This window comes from Janthinobacterium sp. RA13 (genome assembly GCF_000745325.1).
GTDB lineage: Bacteria > Pseudomonadota > Gammaproteobacteria > Burkholderiales > Burkholderiaceae_D > Janthinobacterium > Janthinobacterium rivuli.
Genome location: NZ_JQNP01000001.1, coordinates 1,950,494 through 1,971,604 on the forward strand (window position 1 = coordinate 1,950,494; position 21,111 = coordinate 1,971,604).

At 61.1% G+C, this 21,111-nt stretch carries 19 protein-coding genes; 7 read left to right on the forward strand and 12 right to left on the reverse strand.

The window, feature by feature from the left end:
* Positions 1-55 precede the first annotated feature (55 nt).
* From FG13_RS08530 to FG13_RS08570, 9 genes are all read right to left on the reverse strand, one after another.
* Entirely contained in the window at positions 56-1,438 is a 1,383-nt protein-coding gene (locus FG13_RS08530; RefSeq protein WP_035820068.1) for a multicopper oxidase family protein, read from the reverse strand.
* Positions 1,439-1,440: 2 nt separating this feature from the next.
* A complete protein-coding gene (locus tag FG13_RS08535; protein ID WP_035820069.1) occupies positions 1,441-2,799 on the reverse strand; it encodes a TolC family protein in 1,359 nt (452 codons plus the stop codon).
* 1 nt (position 2,800) lies between these two features.
* Positions 2,801-3,157 (reverse strand): hypothetical protein, encoded by a 357-nt coding sequence (locus FG13_RS08540; RefSeq protein WP_035820070.1) that lies wholly within the window; start codon positions 3,155-3,157, stop codon positions 2,801-2,803.
* 127 nt (positions 3,158-3,284) lie between these two features.
* The gene (locus tag FG13_RS08545; RefSeq protein ID WP_035820071.1) at positions 3,285-3,701 is read right to left on the reverse strand and encodes a hypothetical protein; all 417 of its coding nucleotides are present in this window, start codon (positions 3,699-3,701) and stop codon (positions 3,285-3,287) included.
* 41 nt (positions 3,702-3,742) lie between these two features.
* Entirely contained in the window at positions 3,743-4,279 is a 537-nt protein-coding gene (locus FG13_RS08550) for a hypothetical protein (protein WP_035820072.1), read from the reverse strand.
* 114 nt (positions 4,280-4,393) lie between these two features.
* The gene (locus FG13_RS08555) at positions 4,394-5,977 is read right to left on the reverse strand and encodes a sensor domain-containing diguanylate cyclase (protein ID WP_035820074.1); all 1,584 of its coding nucleotides are present in this window, start codon (positions 5,975-5,977) and stop codon (positions 4,394-4,396) included.
* A gap of 142 nt (positions 5,978-6,119) precedes the next feature.
* Complete coding sequence (locus tag FG13_RS08560) at positions 6,120-6,677, reverse strand: NADPH-dependent FMN reductase (RefSeq protein ID WP_035820076.1); 558 nt, start codon at positions 6,675-6,677, stop codon at positions 6,120-6,122.
* A gap of 88 nt (positions 6,678-6,765) precedes the next feature.
* Positions 6,766-7,881, reverse strand: coding sequence for an alanine racemase (gene alr, locus FG13_RS08565; RefSeq protein WP_235211700.1), 1,116 nt, complete (start codon positions 7,879-7,881; stop codon positions 6,766-6,768).
* Positions 7,882-7,894: 13 nt separating this feature from the next.
* Positions 7,895-9,184 (reverse strand): D-amino acid dehydrogenase, encoded by a 1,290-nt coding sequence (locus FG13_RS08570; RefSeq protein WP_035820079.1) that lies wholly within the window; start codon positions 9,182-9,184, stop codon positions 7,895-7,897.
* 105 nt (positions 9,185-9,289) lie between these two features.
* On the opposite strand from FG13_RS08570, the gene FG13_RS08575 reads away from it, so the two are divergent.
* From FG13_RS08575 to FG13_RS28875, 3 genes are all read left to right on the forward strand, one after another.
* Positions 9,290-9,790, forward strand: a complete 501-nt coding sequence (locus FG13_RS08575; protein WP_034754979.1) for an Lrp/AsnC ligand binding domain-containing protein — start codon at positions 9,290-9,292, stop codon at positions 9,788-9,790.
* A gap of 148 nt (positions 9,791-9,938) precedes the next feature.
* A complete protein-coding gene (locus tag FG13_RS08580; protein ID WP_035820081.1) occupies positions 9,939-10,286 on the forward strand; it encodes a hypothetical protein in 348 nt (115 codons plus the stop codon).
* Between the two features lie 65 nt (positions 10,287-10,351).
* Complete coding sequence (locus FG13_RS28875) at positions 10,352-11,212, forward strand: tetratricopeptide repeat protein (RefSeq protein ID WP_051958775.1); 861 nt, start codon at positions 10,352-10,354, stop codon at positions 11,210-11,212.
* Here FG13_RS28875 and FG13_RS08590 read toward each other — a convergent pair.
* The gene (locus FG13_RS08590; protein ID WP_442905219.1) at positions 11,195-12,157 is read right to left on the reverse strand and encodes a GlxA family transcriptional regulator; all 963 of its coding nucleotides are present in this window, start codon (positions 12,155-12,157) and stop codon (positions 11,195-11,197) included. The genes FG13_RS28875 and FG13_RS08590 overlap by 18 nt on opposite strands.
* A gap of 142 nt (positions 12,158-12,299) precedes the next feature.
* On the opposite strand from FG13_RS08590, the gene FG13_RS08595 reads away from it, so the two are divergent.
* The 3 genes from FG13_RS08595 to FG13_RS08605 all read left to right on the forward strand — a co-directional run bounded on the left by FG13_RS08595 (position 12,300) and on the right by FG13_RS08605 (position 15,589).
* Positions 12,300-12,938, forward strand: coding sequence for a cysteine hydrolase family protein (locus FG13_RS08595; protein WP_035820085.1), 639 nt, complete (start codon positions 12,300-12,302; stop codon positions 12,936-12,938).
* A gap of 380 nt (positions 12,939-13,318) precedes the next feature.
* Positions 13,319-14,932, forward strand: a complete 1,614-nt coding sequence (locus FG13_RS08600) for a restriction endonuclease (RefSeq protein WP_035820086.1) — start codon at positions 13,319-13,321, stop codon at positions 14,930-14,932.
* Positions 14,933-15,052: 120 nt separating this feature from the next.
* Positions 15,053-15,589, forward strand: coding sequence for a YdcF family protein (locus FG13_RS08605; protein WP_235211701.1), 537 nt, complete (start codon positions 15,053-15,055; stop codon positions 15,587-15,589).
* A 118-nt stretch (positions 15,590-15,707) separates the two neighbouring features.
* On the opposite strand, the gene FG13_RS08610 is transcribed toward FG13_RS08605, so the two are convergent.
* Positions 15,708-16,634: a viperin family antiviral radical SAM protein gene (locus FG13_RS08610; protein WP_035820089.1), complete on the reverse strand. Its 927-nt coding sequence runs from the start codon at positions 16,632-16,634 to the stop codon at positions 15,708-15,710.
* A 206-nt stretch (positions 16,635-16,840) separates the two neighbouring features.
* Here FG13_RS08610 and FG13_RS29980 point away from each other — a divergent pair, with 206 nt between their 5' ends.
* Entirely contained in the window at positions 16,841-19,579 is a 2,739-nt protein-coding gene (locus FG13_RS29980) for an ankyrin repeat domain-containing protein (protein ID WP_051958779.1), read from the forward strand.
* Here FG13_RS29980 and glpK read toward each other — a convergent pair whose 3' ends face one another.
* Positions 19,580-21,073: a glycerol kinase GlpK gene (gene glpK / locus FG13_RS08620; protein WP_035820091.1), complete on the reverse strand. Its 1,494-nt coding sequence runs from the start codon at positions 21,071-21,073 to the stop codon at positions 19,580-19,582.
* Positions 21,074-21,111 lie beyond the last annotated feature (38 nt).

The window sequence follows — 21,111 nt, forward strand, 5'->3', positions numbered from 1 at the left end:
TAAAGCAACATGCCCCGGAGCTTGCCGTGTTAGCAAGCCCCGAGGGGCGGGAGCGTCAATGCCCGCTGTGCCCGCCTGGCTTGCGCACCGTCATTTCCACGCCACCCTTGGCCGGCAGCTTGCCCACACCCTGGCCGCGCACGGGTTCCGGCAAGGCGCCCGTCCATTCATAAGCCACGCTGCCGGCCGGGTGCTTGTACCAGCCCGGATCGCGGTAGTCGCCCGGTTTCTGGTCCTTGCGCACCTTGACTGTCGTAAACATGCCGCCCATGCCGATGGCGCCAAAGGGGCCGTCGCCGGCCATCATCGGCAGGGTATTGTCGGGGATCGGCATCTGCATGTCGCCCATGTCGGCCATGCCCCGCTCGCCCATCACCATGTAGCCGGGCACGAGCTGGTTGATCTTCGCGGCCACGCCCTGGTGGTCGACGCCGATCATGGTCGGCACGTCGTGCCCCATGGCATTCATCGTGTGGTGCGACTTGTGGCAGTGGAAAGCCCAGTCACCGAGGTCCGTGGCGGTAAACTCCACGGCGCGCATCTGGCCAACGGCCACGTCCGTCGTCACTTCGGGCCAGCGCGATTCGGGGCGTGTCCAGCCGCCGTCCGTGCCCGTCACCTCGAATTCATGGCCATGCATGTGGATCGGGTGATTCGTCATCGTCAGATTGCCCACGCGCACGCGCACCTTGTCGCCCTGGCGCACGACCATGGGGTCGATGCCGGGGAAGACGCGACTGTTGAAGGTGAACAGATTGAAATCCGTCATTGTCATGATCTTTGGCGTGTAGCTGCCCGGATCGATGTCATAGTTGCTGAGCAAGAAGACGAAATCGCGGTCCACCTTCATGAAGTTCGGGTCTTTCGGATGCGTCACCCAGAAACCCATCATGCCCATGGCCATTTGCGTCATTTCATCGGCATGCGGGTGGTACATAAAGGTGCCGGGGCGCTTGGCGACGAATTCATACACAAAAGTTTTACCGGGGGCGATGCCGGGCTGGGTCAGGCCCGTGACGCCATCCATGCCGTTCGGCAAGCGCTGGCCGTGCCAGTGCACGCTCGTATGTTCCGGCAATTTATTCGTGACAAAGATGCGCACGCGGTCGCCCTCCACCACTTCAATCGTCGGACCTGGCGACTGGCCGTTGTAGCCCCACAAATTGGCCATCATGCCGGGCGCCAGTTCGCGCACGACGGGTTCGGCCACCAGATGGAATTCCTTGACGTTGTTGTTCATGCGCCAGGGCAAGGACCAGCCATTCAGGGTGACGACGGGATTGTATGGACGCCCGTTCGGCGGTGGTGGCGGCGCCTTGGTGTCGGCGCCGGCCATGCTGACGGCTTCCGGCAACGAGGCCGCACCGACTCGGCTGACAGCGGCCGCACTCAGGGCGACGGCGCCCGCATTCATGAAAAAGTTTCTACGTGTAATCATCATTATTCCTTCTCGGCTGGGCCGCTGCCATTGATGGCCGACTGCAATGTTGTTTGGGCGATCCAGAAATCGCGCTGGGTCTCGATGGCGCCGTTCACGCTGGCCACCTGCTCGCGCGCATCGGCCAGCAGTTCGAACACGCTGGCCAGCATGCCGTTGTAACGCAGCAGCACTTCATGCGAGATCGTCTTGCGCAGCGGCACGACCTCATCGCGGTAGTGGCGCGCCAGGTCGTAGGCCGTGCGGTAGCTGGAATACGCCTCGCGCACTTCCGAGCGGGCCCGTACGGCCGTGCCCGCCGTGCGCTGCAGCGACTGTTCATACAGCGCTTGCGCCTTGGCATTGCGCGCCGAACCCCAGTCGAACAGGGGCAGTTCCAGCGATACTTCATAGCCGTTTTCGCGCGGTGCCTCGCTGCTGCTCTTGTTGGTGTAGCCCACGTCGAGCACGTTGACGAAACCCGTCACCTTCGACAAGCCCAGCGCGCTGGCCGTGGCGTGCGCGTCGAGTTTCGCGCTTTGCACGTCGAGGCGCTGCTCCATCGCCTGCGCCTCGATATTGCCCGCCTCCTCCGCCTGGGCTGGCAAGTCGGGCAGGCGCGGCGGCAAAGTAAAACTGGTCTGCTTGCCCCACAGGCCCAGCAAGCGCGTCAGGTGCTCGCGCGTCACCAATGCCTGGTGGCGCGCACGGGCCAGGTCGCTGACGGCGTCCGCGTAAAACACTTGCTGGCGCGCCTGGTCGAGGCGGCTCCAGTTGCCCGCCTGCCGCAAGCGCGTGGCCAGTTCCGCACCCGCCTCGGCCGACAGCAGCGCGCGTTGCATGAACTGTTCCGTCTGCACGGCGGCGACCGCATTGAAGTAGGCACGACGGGTGTCGGCCGCCAGTTGCACGGCGCTGCTGGCGGCTTGCAGCTTGGCTTGTTCGAAACGGCCCCGCTCGATGTTCAAGCGCATCGGCATGGTCAGCAGGCCGGCCAGGTCGAAGCTGACGCCGCGGTCGATTTCGTTGCCGTGGCTGCCGTGCGAGCGGCCGAACGACAGGCCGGGATTGCGCAAGCGGCCCGCCTGCACCAGGTCCGCTTCGGACGCGCCCAGTTCGGCCAGCGCCACCTTCATGCCGTGGTTGTTCATCAGGGCGATGCGCACGGCGCTGTCGGCGTCCAGGGGCTGGGCCAGCAAGGCAGCCAGTTTTTCCTCGCCCCCCTCGCCGGCCAGCGCCGCGGGGGCGCCCGTGCGGACGTCGGCCAGCGTGGACACCGTCCGCATGCCGCCATCCTGGCTGAAGCTGGCGCAACCGCTCAGCAGCAAGACGGCCGCCAGGGCCAGCGGCGTCAGGCAAGTTGATTGTGTGAAACGGGCCATGTCAGTGTCCTTCATGCTGGTGGTGCTGATGTTGCGGGGCAGGTTTGGCATCCGGCTTGGGGCTGGGGTTGGGCTGGGCCATCGGCATCTTGTGCCCTTCCATCTTGTGGCCATCCATCTTGTGGCCATCCATTTTCATCATGCCCATGTGGCCGCCGGCCTTGCCGACTTTGTCGTTGACGGCGCGCCAGGTCTGGTCGGGCGTGGCGTCTTCCTCGGCGGCGGGGCGGTAGCCGGCAAAGGCGGAACGGTAAGTGGTGGCCGGCACGGATGCTTGCGCCTCTTGCGGGGCGGACGGGGACTGCGCTGCGGCGGCCAGCGGCAGCACAGCCAGCGCAAGGCTGAACAGATATTTCATGGTATTCCTTGAATGACAGGGTATGGCGCGGCGGGCGCGCGACTGGAACGCTGGCGCGGCCGGTACGAGGTGCACGATACAAGCTGCAGGGACGTGCGACGGCGGCACCGCCAGGTTCAATGGGCGGTCAGGCGGAGCGTGTGCTTCTCGGGGGACGTTCGGGACCAGACGGTATATGCCCGGCGAACAGGGAATCGGGCGCCAGCGCCGGAAGCGGCGCGCGCAGGGTCAAGGCGTGCAAGGCCGGCATGCCGGGCGGCGCCGTGGCGCCCACGGTGCAGGCGCCATGGTTGCTGCAATCGTGGCCGTGATGCGTGGCGCCGCCATCGTCCATGGCCATTTTCATCGGCTGGTCCGCCATTTGCATGTCGGCCATGTCGTGGCACGTGGGCGCCTCGATTGCGACAGCCGTGACGGTGACGGCGACCGCCAGCTCGCCCACGCAGCAGCTGCGCATGGCCGACGCAAAGCCCTGCAAGGGCAGCGTGACGGCCAGCAGCCAGAGCAGCGAGCGGGCGAGAAAGCGGAAAAAGGCACGGTTCATGGCACAACTATAAACCTTCCCACATGAGGAAGGTCAAGTCCCTATTTGCGCCGGTAGCCGTGCGTCAGCCAGATGACGTAGACACCGTAGTAGCCCTGCCCTTCGAATATGACCTGGCCGTCGGCGAAGGAGATTGTCTCCACTTTATTGACGATGAAATACGCGCGGTTGTCCGCCGCCTCCACGTCGCCCCAGTAGCGTGGAACCTGGTTCCGGTAGCCGCTGGCTCGCCCGATCGCGTCCATCAAATCGCTGATCATGAAGTCGTACAGCATGTCGGCCAGCAGCGGCCGGTGGCCCGCCAGCATGGCCGTGATGTCGGGATAGCCGGCCTGCATCAGCTCGGGCAAGTCGCTTTCCTCGTCCTGCAGGTCATCCTCGCGGCAAGTCTGAATAAAACTGTTGAACGGCTCGTCGAGCAGGGGCGCCAGCGCCGTTTCCGGCACGCTCAGGCGGAACGGATGCAGCGGCAGCACACTATGCTGGCCATAGTTGAGTCCGCGGCAGCCCAGATAGGCCAGCGGGTGCGGCTGTCCAGCGACTTCGCAGCGGATGCCAAGTTCTTGCTCAAACGTCATTCATCCACCCCTGCCATCCCCTTGTCCTCGTTGTACTTGATCAGGGTCACATGGTAAGCGCTGGCGGGCAACCCGGACAGGCTCAGATGCGACAGAAAACAGCGGATCAGTTTATCAGGCCGGCTCCGTGATGCCCACGCAATTGCGCCCGTTTTCCTTGGCCACGTACAGGGCCGCATCGGCTGCCAGCAGCACGGCGTCCGCACCGCCCACCTTGCCCGCCTCCTGTTCCGACGACACGACGCCCAGCGATACCGTGACAAAGCCCGCGCCGGGAATCACGGCGGCGGCCACCTTGGCGCGCAAACGTTCGGCCACCTGCATGGCCACGTCCAGGTCGGCGTCGGGCAGCAGCATGATGAATTCATCGCCGCCCGTACGGCACAGCACGTCGGCATCGCGCGAACAGGAGCGCATCAGCTGCGCCAGTCGCAGGATGACTTCGTCGCCCACGGCATGGCCCCAGCGGTCGTTGACTTGCTTGAAATGGTCGATGTCGATGGCGACGACGGAGAACGGCCGCGCCTGCGCCTGCCACGCATCGAGCGCCGCCGCCATGCCGCGCCGGTTCGACAGGCCCGTCAGCGGATCCGTCTCCACATCGGTCTTCAGCTTGCCGATCTTGTTCTGCAGCAATGCCAAGCCCTTCAGCAAGGCCCTCTTGATCTGCGCCGCCTCCACATACCAGGCGCGGATGGCGCCGATGTGCTCGGCCGTGCCGGGCGCATCCATGCGCCGCGCGCCCTCGGCCAGTTGCACCAGCGGCCGCGAAATCAGGCTGGCCAGCCACCAGATGAATGGCAGGCTCAGCAAGGCGATCGGCAGCGAATGCCACACCGTATTGGCCATCAGCTGGTTCAACGGGGCCAGGGTCATGGCCGTGGGGCGCTGCGCCACGATGCCCCAGCCCGTCGACGGCATGATGGCGTAGCCGGCCAGCATGTCCACGCCCAGGCTGTTGTGCATGCGCCGGTTGCCGCCGCCCTGCTGCGCGATGATGGTGTCGATGACGTCATTCTTGCCGGCCACGTCGCCCAGGCGTTCGGGGTCCGGGTGGTACAGCAGGCGCCGGTTCCGGTCAACCACGTACAGGTAGGAGCCATCGCGGTAGTAATGCTGGCCCAGCATGGTGTACAGGATGTTTTTCTGTTTCAGGTAAATGCTGCCTCCCACATAGCCGAGGTAGCGGCCATCCTTGCCAACGATGGGATGCGAAATGAAGACCACCAGGTTGCCGGCAGACGATACATAGGATTGTGTCACCAGCGGACGCCGTTCGCGCAGCGCCTGCACGGCGCCGGCCGAATCGAGCGTGCGGTTTTTCAGGGCCAGCGTTTCCGGCGACACGCCCAGCACCTTGCCGTCCGCATTGACGATGAGCACGGAATTGAAACTGTTCGTTTGCAGGCGCAGGCGCTGTGCCTCGTCCGTCAGCCATTGCTCGTCGCCCAGGCGCGATGGCAGGCTGCCGGCGCTGTAGGCCAGCTGCTGGCGCGCCGACTGCAGGAAATCCTCGGCCGTGCTCGCCAACTTGCTCGCGTAGGCGTGGTTCGCTTCCAGGGTGGTGTCGATCAGCAGCTGGCGCTGCACGCTGTAGCTGGCATAGAAGGTATTGGCCAGGGACACCAGGGCGCTGGCAAAGGCCACGAGCACGATCAAACGGCGCAAATTCATGCGCAGAACAGGTTTAGTCCACATGGGGTCGGCAAGATTTGGAAAGTATTGCGCTAAAGAAAGAGCGCATTATACCGAGAGGCCCGTGCCAATATTGAAATCTTGGCATCCATGATCAAAGAAAGTGTACAAGCGGCAACGCAGAGCGCTGCCGCTTTGACCTACATCAAGCGTGGATGGCGTGCTTGCGAACCCAATCCACGTAACGCTGCATCCAGCCCTGGAAAAAGCCCAGGCTGGCCGGTCCGATGCCGCCATGTTCGTCGAACAGGCCGTCCTTGGCCTGGATAAACATTTCAGGCTGGTTCAGCAGCGGCACGTCCAGGTAGGACAGCACATTGCGCAAATGCTGCTGCGCCAGGGCCGTGCCCGTGGCGCCGACGGAAACGCCCAGCACGGCGCCCGGCTTGCCGCCCCACACGCTCTGGCCATACGGACGCGAACCGTGGTCGAGGGCGTTTTTCAGCACGCCGGGGATCGAGCGGTTGTATTCGGGGGTGAGGAAGAGCAAGGCTTGCGAAGCGGAAATGTCGGATTTGAGGCGCAGCACCTGCTCGGACTGCGCCCCATCGTCATCCTGGTTGTACAGCGGCAAGTCGCCGATGTCGATGTGCTTGAAGGAAAACTCGGGCGGCGCCAGCTTGACGAGCGCATCGGCCAGCTTGCGGTTGAAGGAATCCTTGCGCAGGCTGCCGACGATGATAGCAACGTTATATTGACTCATATAAATCCCCGATCTTGGTTAATAGAAAGCCCTGGAGTGAAGCTCACGCCAGGGCTATCTTGCCACACAATCATCGGTTTCGCGCTGCTTAACGTGCGCCGGCAAGCCCTTGGTACTCGCGGTAGTAACGCCCGCCCAAATTGGTCAGTACCTCGTAGCCGATGGTATTGGCCATGGCCGCGACGGCGTCGACCGGGTGTTCGGCGCAGATCAGGTCGACCAGGCTGCCCGGCGCGACGCGCTCTTCGGCGATGGCGCTCACGTCGAGCGTGATGGAATCCATCGAGATGGCGCCGATCTGCGGCACTTTCACGCCGTCGACGATGGCCAGGCCCTGGTTGCTCATGCTGCGCAGCCAGCCATCGGCATAGCCGACGGACACCGTCGCCACCTGGCGCGGCTCGCTGGCCGTGTAGCGGCGGCTGTAGCCCACGTGGTCGCCGGCGGCGATCATGCGCGTCTGCAGCACCTTGCCTTGCAGGCGCACCACGGAGCGCAGGGGATTCGGTTCGCCGCCCTGCGGCCCGATGCCGTACAGGGCGGCGCCGGGGCGCACCAGGTCAAAGTGATAATCGGGCGACAAGAAGATGCCCGAGGAATTGGCCAGGCTGGCGCGGTACTGCGGCAAACGGGCGCGGATGGCGATGAAACGGGCCAGCTGCTCGCCATTCATGGGGTTGCCGCGTTCGTCGGCGCACGCCAGATGGCTCATGATGTAGCGCACCTTGATGCCGTCGAGAAAGTGCGGGTCCAGCAGCCAGGCGTCGACTTCCCCCGGCGACAGACCCATGCGCGACATGCCCGTGTCGACCTGCACATTCGCTTCCAAGGTTTTGCCCAGCGCCTTCGCATGCGCGCGCCAGCCGGCCACCTGCGGCTCGCTGTTGAGCACGGGAATCAGGCCATGGGCCGTGAATTCGCCTTCCGTGCCGACGGGCGGGCCGTGCAGCACGAAGATGGCCGCGTCCGGCGCCACGTGCGGGCGCAGGCTGATGCCCTCTTCCAGGTGCGCCACAAAAAAGTGCCGGCAACCTTCTTCATACAGGGCCGCGCCCACTTGCGCGGCGCCCAGGCCATACGCGTCGGATTTCACGACGGCCGAGCAGGCGGCCGGGTGCGCCTTGTCGCGCAGCAAGCGGTAGTTGGCGCGCACGGCATCCAGGTCCACCGTCAGGATGGCGCCGCTACGTTCCTTTGGAGGCATGCTGGCCGCCATCTCAGGCCGCCGCGTGTTGCAGTTTGCCCTGGCCCTGCGCGCCGCTGTAGCGGCTGACGGACAGGTCGTCGGCCAGGATGGCCGGCTTTTTCGACGACATCAGGTCGGCCAGCAATTGCGCCGAGCCGCAGGACATGGTCCAGCCCAGGGTGCCGTGACCCGTGTTGAGGAACAGGTTGCGCAGCGGCGTGCGGCCGACGATCGGCGTGCCGTCCGGCGTCATCGGGCGCAGCCCCGTCCAGAAAGTCGCTTCCGCCGTGTTGCCGCCGCCGGGGAACAGGTCGTTGACGACCATTTCCAGGGTTTCGCGGCGGCGCGGGTTCAGGTTCAGGTTGTAGCCGGCGATTTCCGCCATGCCGCCCACGCGGATGCGGTCGTCGAAACGCGTCACGGCAATTTTATAGGTTTCATCGAGGATGGTCGATACGGGCGCCTTGGCCGCGTTGACGATAGGCACGGTGATCGAATAGCCCTTCAATGGATACACGGGAATATCCAGCAGCGGCTTCATGAAGCCCGTCGAGTAGGAACCGAGCGCCACGACATAGGAATCGGCCTTGACGATTTCCGCGCCGCATTGCACGCCAGCGATTTCATCACCTTGCGTCAGCAGCGCGTCGATGGACACGCCATAGCGGAACTTCACGCCCAGCGCCTCCGCCATCTCGGACAGGCGCGTGGTAAACAGCTGGCAATCGCCCGTTTCATCGTTGGGCAGGCGCAAGCCGCCGAACAGTTTATCCTTGACGGCTTCGAGTGCCGGCTCGGCGCGCGACAACTCGTTGCGCTGCAGTACTTCATACGGCACACCCGCATCTTTCAATACTTCGATATCCTTGGCGGCATCGTTGTATTGCTTTTCCGTGCGGAACAATTGCATCGTGCCTTGCTGGCGGCCTTCATAGGTGATGCCGGCCTCGGCGCGCAGCACCTTGAAGCAGTCGCGGCTGTATTCGGCCAGGCGCACCATGCGTTCCTTGTTCACGGCATACGCTTCCGGTGTGCAATTACGCAACATCTGCCACATCCATTTGAGCTGGGCGGCGCTGCCGTCGAGCGAGATGGCCAGCGGCGCGTGGCGCTGCATCATCCACTTCACGGCTTTCAGGGGAATGCCGGGCGCAGCCCATGGCGAAGCGTAGCCGGGCGAGATTTGCCCCGCATTCGCGAAGCTGGTTTCCAGTGCCGGGCCCGGCTGGCGGTCGATGACGGTCACCTCATGTCCTGCCTTGGCCAGATAGTAAGCACTGGTGACGCCGATGACGCCGCTACCCAGAATCACGATACGCATAGTTTCCTCATTATATTTTTTAGGCTGACGCCAGATTAACCGCTATCATATTGGGAAAGAGCCAGTATTTGTTCACGTATAAATCGAGATATTCAGCAATAAATCATGAGAATCCTTAAAGAATCGGCACGTGGCCTCGACAAGCTGGACCGCCACATCCTGCGCATCCTGCAACAGGATGGCCGCATCTCGATGAAAGACCTCGGTGAACAGGTGGGACTGTCCATCACGCCCTGCATCGAGCGGGTCAAGCGCATGGAGCGCGACGGCGTCATCACGGGTTACCATGCCAAGGTGAACCCGGCCGCGCTGGGTGCCAAGCTGCTGGTCTTTGTAGAGATTACGCTCAATCAAAAATCCGCGTCCGCCTTCGAGCAATTCCGCCGCGAAGTGCTGCAAATTCCCGAGGTGCAGGAATGCCACCTGGTATCGGGCGACTTCGATTACCTGATCAAGGCGCGCATCCATGAAATGGCCGAGTACCGCAAACTGCTGGGCGACATGCTGCTGCAGCTGCCGGGCGCCGCGCAATCGAAAAGCTATGTGGTGATGGAAGAAATCAAGGAAACCCTGGCGCTGTCGACCGACGTATTGCAGAGCCGGTAAAAGTACCGCCAGCCGGCACCAAAGGCATCGATTCGTGCGCCTTTGTATAATCTTGTAGCACATTCGGGGCGACACAAGCACACTGCCCTCCTGACATCACGCCCGTCCCCTCTGAGATTGGAAGCAGTGATGCACATTGGGAGTCCGTATGAACACATTGATAAAACTGGCAGCTTCCTGCCTCGCGGGACTGGCCGTGGCCATGTGCACCGCCAGTGAATACAAAGTCAACCGCGCGCCGGACAATGGCGCCATCTATCAGAACATCAAGGTCGGCAAGACCACCCGCCTCGACCTCGACGCGGCCCTGGGCAACGCCACCGTCGTCAGCTTCGACCCCGGCTATGAAGTCTGGGTCTACAAGAATCAGTTGCAAGCGCCCAAGGTGACGCGCCTGATTCCCTTGCTGGGCGAAAAAGGCACGCGCGAAGTGGCCGTCATGTTCGACCAGGCCGGTATCGTCAAGAAATTCCGCATCCACGAGCCGCGCGAGTAAGCCCATGCGGACGCGCCCACCGCGTCCTCTTGTTCTACACTGGCGTTTTATCCTCCGGTGCCTCCATGCAATTACCCGCAAGCCTCGCCCATATCTCGGCGGAACAAGACTGGCAACACACGACAGCGTATCCACCGCTCGGTTTTATTCCCTTCTCTGAAGGCGCGCTGGGCAATGGCGACACCTTCGGCCTGTACTGGCCCATCGGCCGCGAAGCGTCCGAACCGATCGTCGTCGAAACCTGGCACGACGAGTGGCGCATCCAGCCGCACTTTTCCAGCCTGGCGGCCTTCCTGCAAGCCCACGCGGCAGCGGAAGACGAGTATGTCGGCACGCCAACCCTGGCCGACGACCCCGCCTCGCCGCGCGCCGCCTTCCTGGAAGCCAAGGAACAGATCGCGCAGCGCAAGCCGGAGGCGGCCATCGCCCTGCTGGAAGCGGCGCTGGCCATCGTGCCCGAATATACGGACGCGCTGGCCTTGCTGCATGGCCAGTACGTGCGCGCGGGAAGAACCGATGATGCCATCAAGGTGGCCATCCAGGCCATCATTTCGCCACCGTCCTTTGGCGGCCCGCCCCTGAAAGCCTTGCAATGGCTGCGCGCGCAGCCGGTGCCGGACGGGGAAATTGACCCCATCTGGCGCGCCTGCGGGCAATTGTCGTTCCACTTTGGCGGCAGCAAGGAGAATGCCGATTACCCCGTGCTAATGACCGCCATCGCCAGCTACCTGGCGCAAGACAACCATGTTGGCGCCTCGACCCTGATGCAAACGTATGCCGAATTGATGAGCGCGGAAACCGTGTCTTTCCAGGAACGCTATGGCTTCGATGCCACCGCTTTCATCGGGCGGCAAATCGCCGTCAGCGCGATGCTGCCGCAGGGCAGCCGCGACCCTGCCACGCTATGGTCAGGCGACCTGGCCTAGCTGCTGCCGGAACAGCTTGCGATAGGCCGAGGGCGATGTCTGCAGACTGGTACGGAAATGCTGGCGCAGCGACAGGGCCGTGCCGAAGCCGGCCTCTTGCGCCACGACGTCGATCGAGGCCGCGCTCTTTTCCAGCAAGCCTTGCGCATGCGCCAGGCGCTGGTTCAGCAGCCACTGCTTGAACGACGTGCCCGTCGCCTGGCGGAAGTGGCGCGTGAAATTGCGCCGGCTCATGGCGGCCCGTTCGGCCAGCGCGTCGATGCTGTGCGCCTGGCCCAGGCTGGCCGTCACGCTGGCCAGCACCTCGGCAAAGCGCCCTTCGCTGCCGGACACGGGCAAGGGACGCGCGATAAATTGCGCCTGCCCGCCCTGGCGGTGCGGCGCCACCAGCAACCGGCGCGCCACCCGGTTCGCCACTTCGGCGCCCGCCAGCTGGCGCAGCAGATACAGGCAGCAATCGAGGCCGGCCGCCACGCCGGCAGACGTCAGCACGGCGCCATCGTCCACGTACAGTACTTCCCGGTCCACCCTGACCTTGGGATAGCGGGCCGCCAGCCGGTCCGCCATGCCCCAGTGCGTGGCCGCGCTCTTGCCATCCAACAAGCCCGCCTGCGCCAGGGGAAACGCGCCCAGGCACAGGCCCACCATGCGCGCGCCGCGCCGGCTGGCCGCCTGCAACGCCGCGACCAGCGCCGCCGCCGCATCGCGGCAATCGTCGTGCCAGGCCGGCATGATGACGATATCGGCCCCATCCAGTCCTTCCAGGCCGAACTCGGGCGTGATGCCGAAACCGGCCGCCGTGCGCAAGGGCGCGGGATCGGCCGCGCACACGCGCACGTGGAAAGGCGGCAGATCGGCCTCGTCCGTCTGGGCGCCAAACACGAGGCAAGGCACGGACAGGTGAAATGGCGTCATGCCGTCAAAGGCGATCACGGCTACCGTCAGAGGAGCGGCATGAGCAAGAGAAGTAGTCATGGCCCGATTTTATCGCACACAGGCCTTCGGGCCACTTTTTATTTGCATCGCGCGGCTTGACAATGGCTGTATCGGGGAAGTCCTTCCCATTTCAACCATTCAGGAGTCACGCATGTCCAACACTACCGCACCACGCCGCGCCCTGCTCGTCATCGACGTGCAAAATGAATACTTCACGGGCGACATGCCCATCGAATACCCGTCCGTCGACATCTCGTTGCCGAATATCGTCACCGCCATGGCCGCCGCCCGCGCCGCCGGCGTGCCCGTGATCGTCGTCCAGCACGATGCGCCGGAAGCCTCACCCATCTTCGCCAAAGGCAGCGACGGCTGGCAGCTGCATCCGCAAGTGGCCTCCTTTGCCGCCGACCACCGCATCAACAAGAGCATGGGCAGCGCCTTTGCGGGCACGGATCTGCGCGCCTGGCTCGATAGCCACGGCATCGACACCTTGAGCGTGATCGGCTACATGACACACAACTGCGACGCCGCCACCATCTACCACGCCGCGCACGACGGCTTGCAAGTCGAGTTCCTGCAGGACGCCACCGGCACCCTGCCCTACGCAAACGCGGGCGGCACGGCCAGCGCCGAGGAAATCCACCGCGTGTTCAGCGCCGTATTCCATTCGAACTTTGCCGCCGTCGCCAGCACGCAGGACTGGCTCAATGCCGTGCGCGAGGGCAAGCCGCTGGAAATAGACAATATTTATCTGTCGAACCAGCGCGCGCGCAAGGCGGCCGGTGCATAAGCACGGAGGCGTGCGGAAGTAAAAAGCGCCGGTGCCAGCCATCGGCGTCGCTGCACCCGCTGAACATGCCATCTACCGTGATCACGCCGCTGCGGCGGTTGATCACCATGGTGGGACGGTTCAGGCTATTGAGCTGGAACGGGCCACGGATGTCATCGCGGCCGATGAGGATATCCATCCGGAGGTCATTCCTGATCGCAGGCCAGGGTCTTTGGGTGGAATCGCTTCATCCATTTTGAATGCAGATACACCTAGTTAACCTCGCGGGCTCCTGGGCATATGGTAAAAATGCAATGATTACTTGGGAATATCAATTTATTGTCCAGATAAAAACTTTCTTGCGGTATTCTATTATTACCACAATGAACTAGGGATATGACATGGGCCGACGCTCTGGATTGGAAGGTTTCATCCGTGCCACGAGCAGAGCTATCGCAGCTGCCGAGAGAGAGCAAGCAAGACAAGCACGAGGCGCAGCCACGATACGGCGGGTTCATGAACGCCACGAACGCATGGCTGCTGCGCAATCGATGCGCGATACAAAGGCGGCAGAAAAGCAGGCAAAGATCGACTATCTGGATTTGAGGCAACAGGAGGTCGCAGACAAGAATGAAGAGATTGAGGATTGCCTCGCTGGTTTGCGCGGCGTGCTGGCCCATACCCTTGATGTCGACGATACGATCAGTTTCGACAGTCTTCGGCCAACAGAAAAATTCGCCCCGTTTGAAATATCCCCCCGTTTATTCAGCACCTCCGCTCCGGAGGAAGTTCTGCACCACCCGCCTCCTTCATGGTCAGCATTCATGCCCCATGTAGCGAAACGTCATGAACTAAAAATAAAAAATTCAACAGAAAACTATCACCGGCAGTTAATCGCTTTCAGTATCCAGGAAATCGCCAAACAATTTTTCAAAGATCAAGAACGTCGCGAATACGATGCGCGAAAAGCGGCCTTCCATGCTGGCCAAGCCGAAAGGAACAGTGCAATTGATCAGTTCAAGGCGGAATATTTCTCGCACGACTGCGATGCCGTGGTCACCTATTGCGACATGGTGCTATCCAGATCAGAATACCCACTGAACGACTTTCCCCAGGAATTTCGCGTCGCCTATGACGCTTTGAATGGCACACTGGCTGTCGAATATGAGTTGCCCTTGATTTCCATCGTGCCCACGACAAGCGAATTTCGCTACGTCAAAAGCAAGGACAGCATCGAATCAAAGATCCGCAAGCCATCGGAAATTCAGGATATTTACCGGCGACTGATCGCTGAAATCGCCTTGCGCACCATGCATGAACTGATTGAATCGGATCAGGCATCGGCAATCAAAGTACTCGCCTTTACGGGAATCATTGATACCCATGACCCCGCAACGGGCCATGACATCCGCGTGCCCGTTATTTCAGTGCGTACGGCGCGTGACACGTTTCTTGCCATAAATTTGCAGCGGGCGCATCCCGTTGCATGCTTGCGCACCTTGGGCGCCCATGTTTCACCCCGTCCCGAGGAACTGCTCGCGGTCAAACCTATCATCGAATTCAACATGGTCGACAAGCGCTTCATTGTGCAGGGCAATTCCTTGAACGAGTTGGAAAACCGCTCCAACTTGCTCGAACTAAGCCCATCGCAATTTGAAGACCTGGTCGCCAATTTGTTCAGCAAAATGGGACTCGAAACCAAGCTCACCCGCGGTTCGCGCGACGGTGGTGTAGACGCCGTGGCATTTGATATCCGTCCTGTGTTGGGTGGCAAGGTGGTCATCCAGGCCAAACGATATAAGGATGCGGTTGGCGTGAGCGCCGTTCGCGATTTGTACGGAACCATGCTGAATGAAGGTGCGAACAAAGGCATATTGGTTACGACCAGCCGCTATGGACCCGATGCCTATGTTTTTTCATCTGATAAGCCGATCGAACTGATAGACGGCTCAGCTTTGCTGTACCTGTTGCGTGAGCACGCCGATTTGAATGCCAGGATTGTCCCGCTAAGCTAAATTGCAACTTTACTTGGCCATTTACCGCGCCTGCAGAACTGACACATGCAGGAGTGGACGCGTATGATGCGTCCACTACAAGTTTCATCATCAACGATGCGAAAAATCATACTCCTGAGCTTGAGCGCTCTTGCTGTTTTCCTGCTGGCCACGGCGGCCCTGGTGCTCGATGGACTCAACGACAAGCCGGCCCCCGCCGACGTGATCGTCGTGCCCGGCAATACGATCCTGCCCGACGGCACGCCCAGCCCCCGCCTGCAGGCGCGGCTCGACGCGGCGCTCAAGCAGTTCCAGGAACACAGGGCGCCGCGCATTCTCGTCAGCGGGGCGACGGGCAAGGAAGGTTTTGACGAGGCCGCAGCTATGGCCCGCTACCTGCAGTCGCGCGGCGTGCCTGCCAGCGCCATCCTTGAGGATAATCAAGGCTGGACGACGGACGCCACGGCGCGCAACGCGGCGCTTCTCATGCGCCAGCACGGCTGGAAGACGGCCATGGTCGCCACGCAATACTTTCACGTGCCCCGCTTCCGGCTGGCGTTGCAACGGGCCGGCATCAGCGTCAGCGGCAACGTGCACGCGCCCTACTTCGAGCTGCGCGACCTGTACTCGGTGCCGCGCGAAACGGTGGGTTATGCCGTGTATTTTGCGCGGCCATAAATAGGCGCTACTGCGGCCTGCCTGCCAACGGGCGCTGGCAGGGACGGACATGGCCAGCCAGGATGATCATCAGCCCTGTGCCAGAACAACAACGGTGGCAAAAGGGCGGGCGGCCATTTCATGCTTTCAGATCAGCCAACTCGCCTGTGTAGCGGGAACAAAACTTCGTCGCCGACACATTGATCTGGGAAAATGCCCTGGCGGCACCGACGTCGAGAATGGAATCGCTATATCGATAGCCTTTTTCCCCAGGTATGTTCTGAAAGAAGCGGCCATAGGGGTCTATCATCAAATAGGACTCGGTCATGTCGGCGTTATCCTCCACACGGACGCCATGATCAAGGTGGGCATGGCGCCGGACAAAGGTGTCAAATTGCGCGTCAGACAAGGCCAGGTCATCCGTAATTTTGGGTAGCATGCGCAGGATTTTCCATTTCTCCGGCGCCAGGCTGCCAATCAAGTTGCTCATGTCTTCTTGCCAGTTCAATGCGTTGACGACAGTATTGATCTTTAGCCTAAGCAGGGGATTGATCTGCCGGCCCACAGCAATCATGCCAAGCAATTCAGGCATCGACAGCGTGCGCAACTGGCGGTCAACCCGTCCGATACCCAGATTGGTCTTCGCTTCCGAGGAGTCCAGGCTCAGCCCCAATATCGCAAGATGGGGGGCCAGTGCTTGCATCAAGGCAGGCGTCAGACGACTGCCATTACTGATAATGGAGGTCTCAAGACCCAATCGCCGGGCATGCCGGATGACGTCCAGCGCTTTCTCTGCATACAGCAAAGGTTCCCCGCCAGCGAGATTGAGCCGCAGCGAGGTCCAATGCATGCCGGTCCACAGCGGGTTGCCCGAATTGCCAGGTTTAAAAAAACGTCCCACCTCCTCGACCAATGCCTTGATGGCAGCGCCATCGTGTATCAACTCCTGCGTCGAACCGCCATCGTCCCACTTTGCATAGCAATAGCGGCAGCCATAATTACACACTTCGGTAACATGCCAATTGACGACGAGTTCGCGTACGGAACTGGTGGGGGTAAGGCTCACGGCACACTCCGGTTGTTTGATCAGTCCTCACTGATACCCAGAAAGTTACTCAAAAACCATGAAAGATCCCGCCCCCTCCCCCTCGGGATTTGACATTTACAGCGATATCCATGGAAAAGAGGGGGTGGGGACGAGAAGTTTCCGTGACACCGGCACGAGCAACGTGGGAACATTATTGCAATCAAACCAATGAAAGCAAAAACACAATGGCAACCATCCCTAGCTTTGAAGCGCTGTTACTTGAAATCCATCAAAGCCTTGATTTAGTTCCCTATTCAAGCAAGGTCAAGGACAAATTCGCCAATCTCGGCATGCGCAACAAAAACCACAAGGACATGGCGGCCGACATTTGTGGCGCCATCTTTAATAGCCTGGATATGGATGCTGCAGCTTGCCGAGATGCGGTCCTGGGAATGAGCGAATGGGAGGGGTACCACAAGGCTGTTGAACTCAACACATGGACCTCGAATGCAGACCAGCGCCAAGTGGTATGGCATCTTCTCGGATACTGCTATGTTCCAAACCTGGCCCGCAGAATCGCGTTCTGGAATCTCGACGGCGCGTTCGACAAGGGAATGCCAGGCGGAGCATTCTGGTTCTTGCCTCACGTCAATATCACCACGGGAACAATGGAGCTGCCTGTGCCTCACGTTGTCGACTGGCTCATCGACCTGCTGGACTGTTCCATCGGCAAGGCAGGCGTCGGGACAGGATTGCCTGGTGACGGCAATACCGACAAGGACTCCATCGTCAGGAACTTGCACAACTGGAAAAACGCATCTATCCCGCGCGTCAATTCGATCAATGGATACTTCTCTGACGGCGCCAAACTGGTGTTCAAAGGCGTATTTGAACTTGCAGAAGATCTTGCTGACGAAGCCAAGTTTGAAGCGGCCCTCGCCTTCATTCAATTCAGAAATTTATCTGCGGACGACCTTCGCGATCAGATTCCGATGACACAGCCGGGGCGGATTGAAGCTGTCATGGATGAATCGGCCACCGATGAGGAGAAACAGCTTTTCGTGCAGGCACTGTTGACACGCTATGCAAAGCCAGGCATGGCCATGATCCGGCAGCGACTGCGGGTCGCCCGCATGGTGCAGGATGGATACATCAGATTGCTGAAGTTCCTCTGCCCGGGCGTACAGGCCACTTGTACGGACCCGTCTCAGAACAAGCTGCTGCAATTGGCGGGAATCTTCGGCACCGTCTACAATCTGACTGTTGATGCTTGGAAAAATTCCGACACGCAAGATGAGGAAGACATCCTGTTCGAATCACGGCTGGCCCCTTGGGACAAGGCGGACATCTTTCTCTCGATCTTGCCTTCCATTAAAAACGAGGGGCATCTCCCCGTGGCCGACCTGCTGACGCGCCGGTTCGCGAAACTCGCTGATGGCGATGCCCTGGAAGACCTCGTCGCACTCGACATGCACACTGCCACAACCCTTATCGCAAGCAAATGCCGGCGGTTGAAGGAAGAGCATGAAGAAAACATGCGATTACACTCCTTGCTGGAGCGGGTCCGCACCGCCTCACCTTGGCGGGCGCTCCAGAGTGAAACCAGCTATGCCGTCGTCAGCCGCGTTGCCAAATCGACCACTTCCCCTGCAAAAACCAGGTTGCTGGCGATGCAACGGTTGCGGGAATTGGCGGCAACGCCGGCGGAAATGGTTGGCGCGATCGTCCTGGAACTGGCCGAGCTGTTGAATTGCCCTCACACGAACAGGCCAAGCGATGTCCGGCAACAGGTGGAAGCGCTCCTAGCAGATGCCGAAACCAGCGCTGGCCATACGACATGGAAGGCGCCCTTGCTGCAGTACCGCGCCAAGCACCTGCTGGCGCAAAACGCGTTCGACGATGCGGCAAAGCTGATGCGGGCAGCACTCGACGCTTGCAACGATGGAAACTTCGGCACACTGCGCGGTGAAATCGCCAGGGATGCGTTTGCCATCGAAGTTGCCAATCTGGGCCTAATTCCTGCCAACCACGAAAAATACCATCGCAATATGCTTGCCTATGGCATGTTTCAGGGGCAGCTGACATCACTGGAAGACACCGCCGTATGGGCGTCGGAGTATTTCTGGGACGACCTTTACAAGCCCTATCCTGGCATGGAGAGCGTGCAGCCATTGGCAAAAAAACAGGCGGAGGCATTCATCCAAGAAGCGCTTCCTGTCATCATCGAAGGTAACTGGGATGCCTTGAAACAGTGGATGAAACAGCATGCCAAAACGTTCAGACAAGGCACTCTGCGTGAAGTGCGCAGCAACACCGTGCTCATGGCATGGTTGAAGATGCACGGAGGCTTTGCAAAACAGCTGCCCATGCTGCGTGCCGCAGTCTCTTCCGATCTGCAAGGCGAAATAAGCAAGGTGGAAAAGTTGGTGGCCCATTGGCGCCATGCCATTCATCTGTTGACCGAAGCATGGCCCAAACAGGTCAACATTGCAGACTTCAAAGGACAGACGCCCTTGATGATGGCGGCCGATGCAAGTGACGAGCAACTGATTCTGCTGTTCCTGACTGCTGGTGCCGATATCAATGCCCAGGATTTCCTGGGCCGCACCGTCTTGCATGCCGCGGTTACTGCCCGCTCAAAACACTGTGTTTCCATGCTGTTGACACATCAGGCGGACACGCTCAAAGGCACTTACGACGAGGGAAACACCGCGCTCCATACTGCCGTGCGCATGGGGTATGCCGACATCGTATCCCTTTTGATCGAACATCATGCACACCTCGTAGCAAAGGAAAACTCGTTTCACCAGACACCGCTGGAATTGGCAAAAAAGATAATGATTGACTTGCCAGGCTTCCGGAACATGATGGCAACACACCATAGGCGCAGCATTGGATCAAAACAGGATTTCGATCAAATTATTGCAATGCTGACAGACACTGCACGCGATGATCAGCTCGGCAAAAGGAAAAATGCCAGCTAATCACTCGCTCCAGTCGCGCGAGCGTTCCACGGCCCGCTGCCACTTGTGCAGCCGGCTCAAGCGTTCATCGGCCGCCATCTGAGGCTCGAAACGGCGTCCCACCTGCCATTGGGCGGCGATTTCTTCCTGCGAATCCCAGAAACCCACGGCCAGGCCCGCCAAATAAGCGGCGCCCAGGGCCGTCGTTTCCGTCACCACGGGGCGCACCACGGGCACATTTAATATGTCGGCCTGGAATTGCATCAGCATGTCGTTGCGGGCCGCGCCGCCGTCGACGCGCAATTCGGATAGCGCAATGCCCGCATCATCCTGCATGGCGGACAAGACGTCCACGTTCTGGTACGCCACGCCCTCCAATGCCGCGCGCGCGATATGCGCCTTGCCCGTGCCGCGCGTGATACCGATCAGGGTGCCGCGCGCGTACGGATCCCAGTACGGCGCGCCCAGGCCCGCGAACGCGGGCACGAAGACCAGGCCGCCCGAATCGGGCACGCTGGTGGCCAGCGCTTCCACTTCGGACGAGTCGCGGATGATGCCGATGCCGTCGCGCATCCATTGCACGGCAGCGCCGGCGATAAAGGCGCTGCCTTCCAGCAAATAATCGGTCTTGTCGCTGCCAGCGCCCAGGCTCCAGCCCACCGTCGTCAACAGCCGGTTTTTCGATGGCAGGGGGCGCTTGCCCACGTTCATCAGCATGAAGCAACCCGTGCCGTAGGTATTCTTGGCCATGCCCGGCTTCAGACATGCCTGGCCGAACGTGGCGGCCTGCTGGTCGCCCGCGATGCCGGCGATCGGCACGGACACGCCCAGCAGATCAACGTGCGTATGCGCGGCCACGCCGCTCGATGGTACGACATCGGGCAGCAGGGAAGCGGGAATGCCCAGCAGCGCCAGCAAGTCCGTGTCCCATTGCAGGGTGTGGATATTGAACAGCATGGTGCGCGCCGCGTTGCTCGTATCCGTCAAGTGAGCGCCGCTCATCTTGTAGATCAGCCAGCTGTCGACGGTGCCGAAGGCCAGCTCGCCCCGTTCGGCGCGCACGCGGGCGCCGGCAACATTGTCGAGCAACCATTTGAGTTTGGTAGCGGAAAAATAGGCGTCCAGCACGAGGCCCGTCTTTTGCTGGATCAGGTCCGCCTTGCCCTGCTCGACCAGTTGCTCGCAATAGGCGGCATTTCTGCGGTCTTGCCAGACGATGGCGTTGGCGACGGGTTCGCCCGTGGCGCGGTCCCACAGCACCGTCGTTTCACGCTGGTTGGTCACGCCGATGGCGGCCACGTCGGAAGCCGCCACGCCGCTGTCGCGCAAGACCTGCTGCAGCACGCCCTCTTGCGAGGCCCAGATTTCGTTCGCGTCATGCTCGACCCAGCCCGGCTGCGGGAAAATCTGGCGAAATTCGCGCTGCGCGCTGGCGTGCGGCCGGCCCGCATGGTCGAACAGGATGGCGCGCGAACTGGTGGTGCCCTGATCTAAAGCAAGTATGTATTTGGTCATTGTCTGGTGGTGCGGAAAAGCGGGTAAAAACAGGCACG

Excerpts from the sequence above, each read along its gene's own strand:
- FG13_RS08530 (WP_035820068.1), bottom strand. The coding sequence starts at position 1,438 with ATGATTACACGTAGAAACTTTTTCATGAATGCGGGCGCCGTCGCCCTG.
- FG13_RS08535 (WP_035820069.1), bottom strand. The coding sequence starts at position 2,799 with ATGGCCCGTTTCACACAATCAACTTGCCTGACGCCGCTGGCCCTGGCG.
- FG13_RS08540 (WP_035820070.1), bottom strand. The coding sequence starts at position 3,157 with ATGAAATATCTGTTCAGCCTTGCGCTGGCTGTGCTGCCGCTGGCCGCC.
- FG13_RS08545 (WP_035820071.1), bottom strand. The coding sequence starts at position 3,701 with ATGAACCGTGCCTTTTTCCGCTTTCTCGCCCGCTCGCTGCTCTGGCTG.
- FG13_RS08550 (WP_035820072.1), bottom strand. The coding sequence starts at position 4,279 with ATGACGTTTGAGCAAGAACTTGGCATCCGCTGCGAAGTCGCTGGACAG.
- FG13_RS08555 (WP_035820074.1), bottom strand. The coding sequence starts at position 5,977 with ATGTGGACTAAACCTGTTCTGCGCATGAATTTGCGCCGTTTGATCGTG.
- FG13_RS08560 (WP_035820076.1), bottom strand. The coding sequence starts at position 6,677 with ATGAGTCAATATAACGTTGCTATCATCGTCGGCAGCCTGCGCAAGGAT.
- alr (WP_235211700.1), bottom strand. The coding sequence starts at position 7,881 with ATGCCTCCAAAGGAACGTAGCGGCGCCATCCTGACGGTGGACCTGGAT.
- FG13_RS08570 (WP_035820079.1), bottom strand. The coding sequence starts at position 9,184 with ATGCGTATCGTGATTCTGGGTAGCGGCGTCATCGGCGTCACCAGTGCT.
- FG13_RS08575 (WP_034754979.1), top strand. The coding sequence starts at position 9,290 with ATGAGAATCCTTAAAGAATCGGCACGTGGCCTCGACAAGCTGGACCGC.
- FG13_RS08580 (WP_035820081.1), top strand. The coding sequence starts at position 9,939 with ATGAACACATTGATAAAACTGGCAGCTTCCTGCCTCGCGGGACTGGCC.
- FG13_RS28875 (WP_051958775.1), top strand. The coding sequence starts at position 10,352 with ATGCAATTACCCGCAAGCCTCGCCCATATCTCGGCGGAACAAGACTGG.
- FG13_RS08595 (WP_035820085.1), top strand. The coding sequence starts at position 12,300 with ATGTCCAACACTACCGCACCACGCCGCGCCCTGCTCGTCATCGACGTG.
- FG13_RS08600 (WP_035820086.1), top strand. The coding sequence starts at position 13,319 with ATGGGCCGACGCTCTGGATTGGAAGGTTTCATCCGTGCCACGAGCAGA.
- FG13_RS29980 (WP_051958779.1), top strand. The coding sequence starts at position 16,841 with ATGGCAACCATCCCTAGCTTTGAAGCGCTGTTACTTGAAATCCATCAA.
- glpK (WP_035820091.1), bottom strand. The coding sequence starts at position 21,073 with ATGACCAAATACATACTTGCTTTAGATCAGGGCACCACCAGTTCGCGC.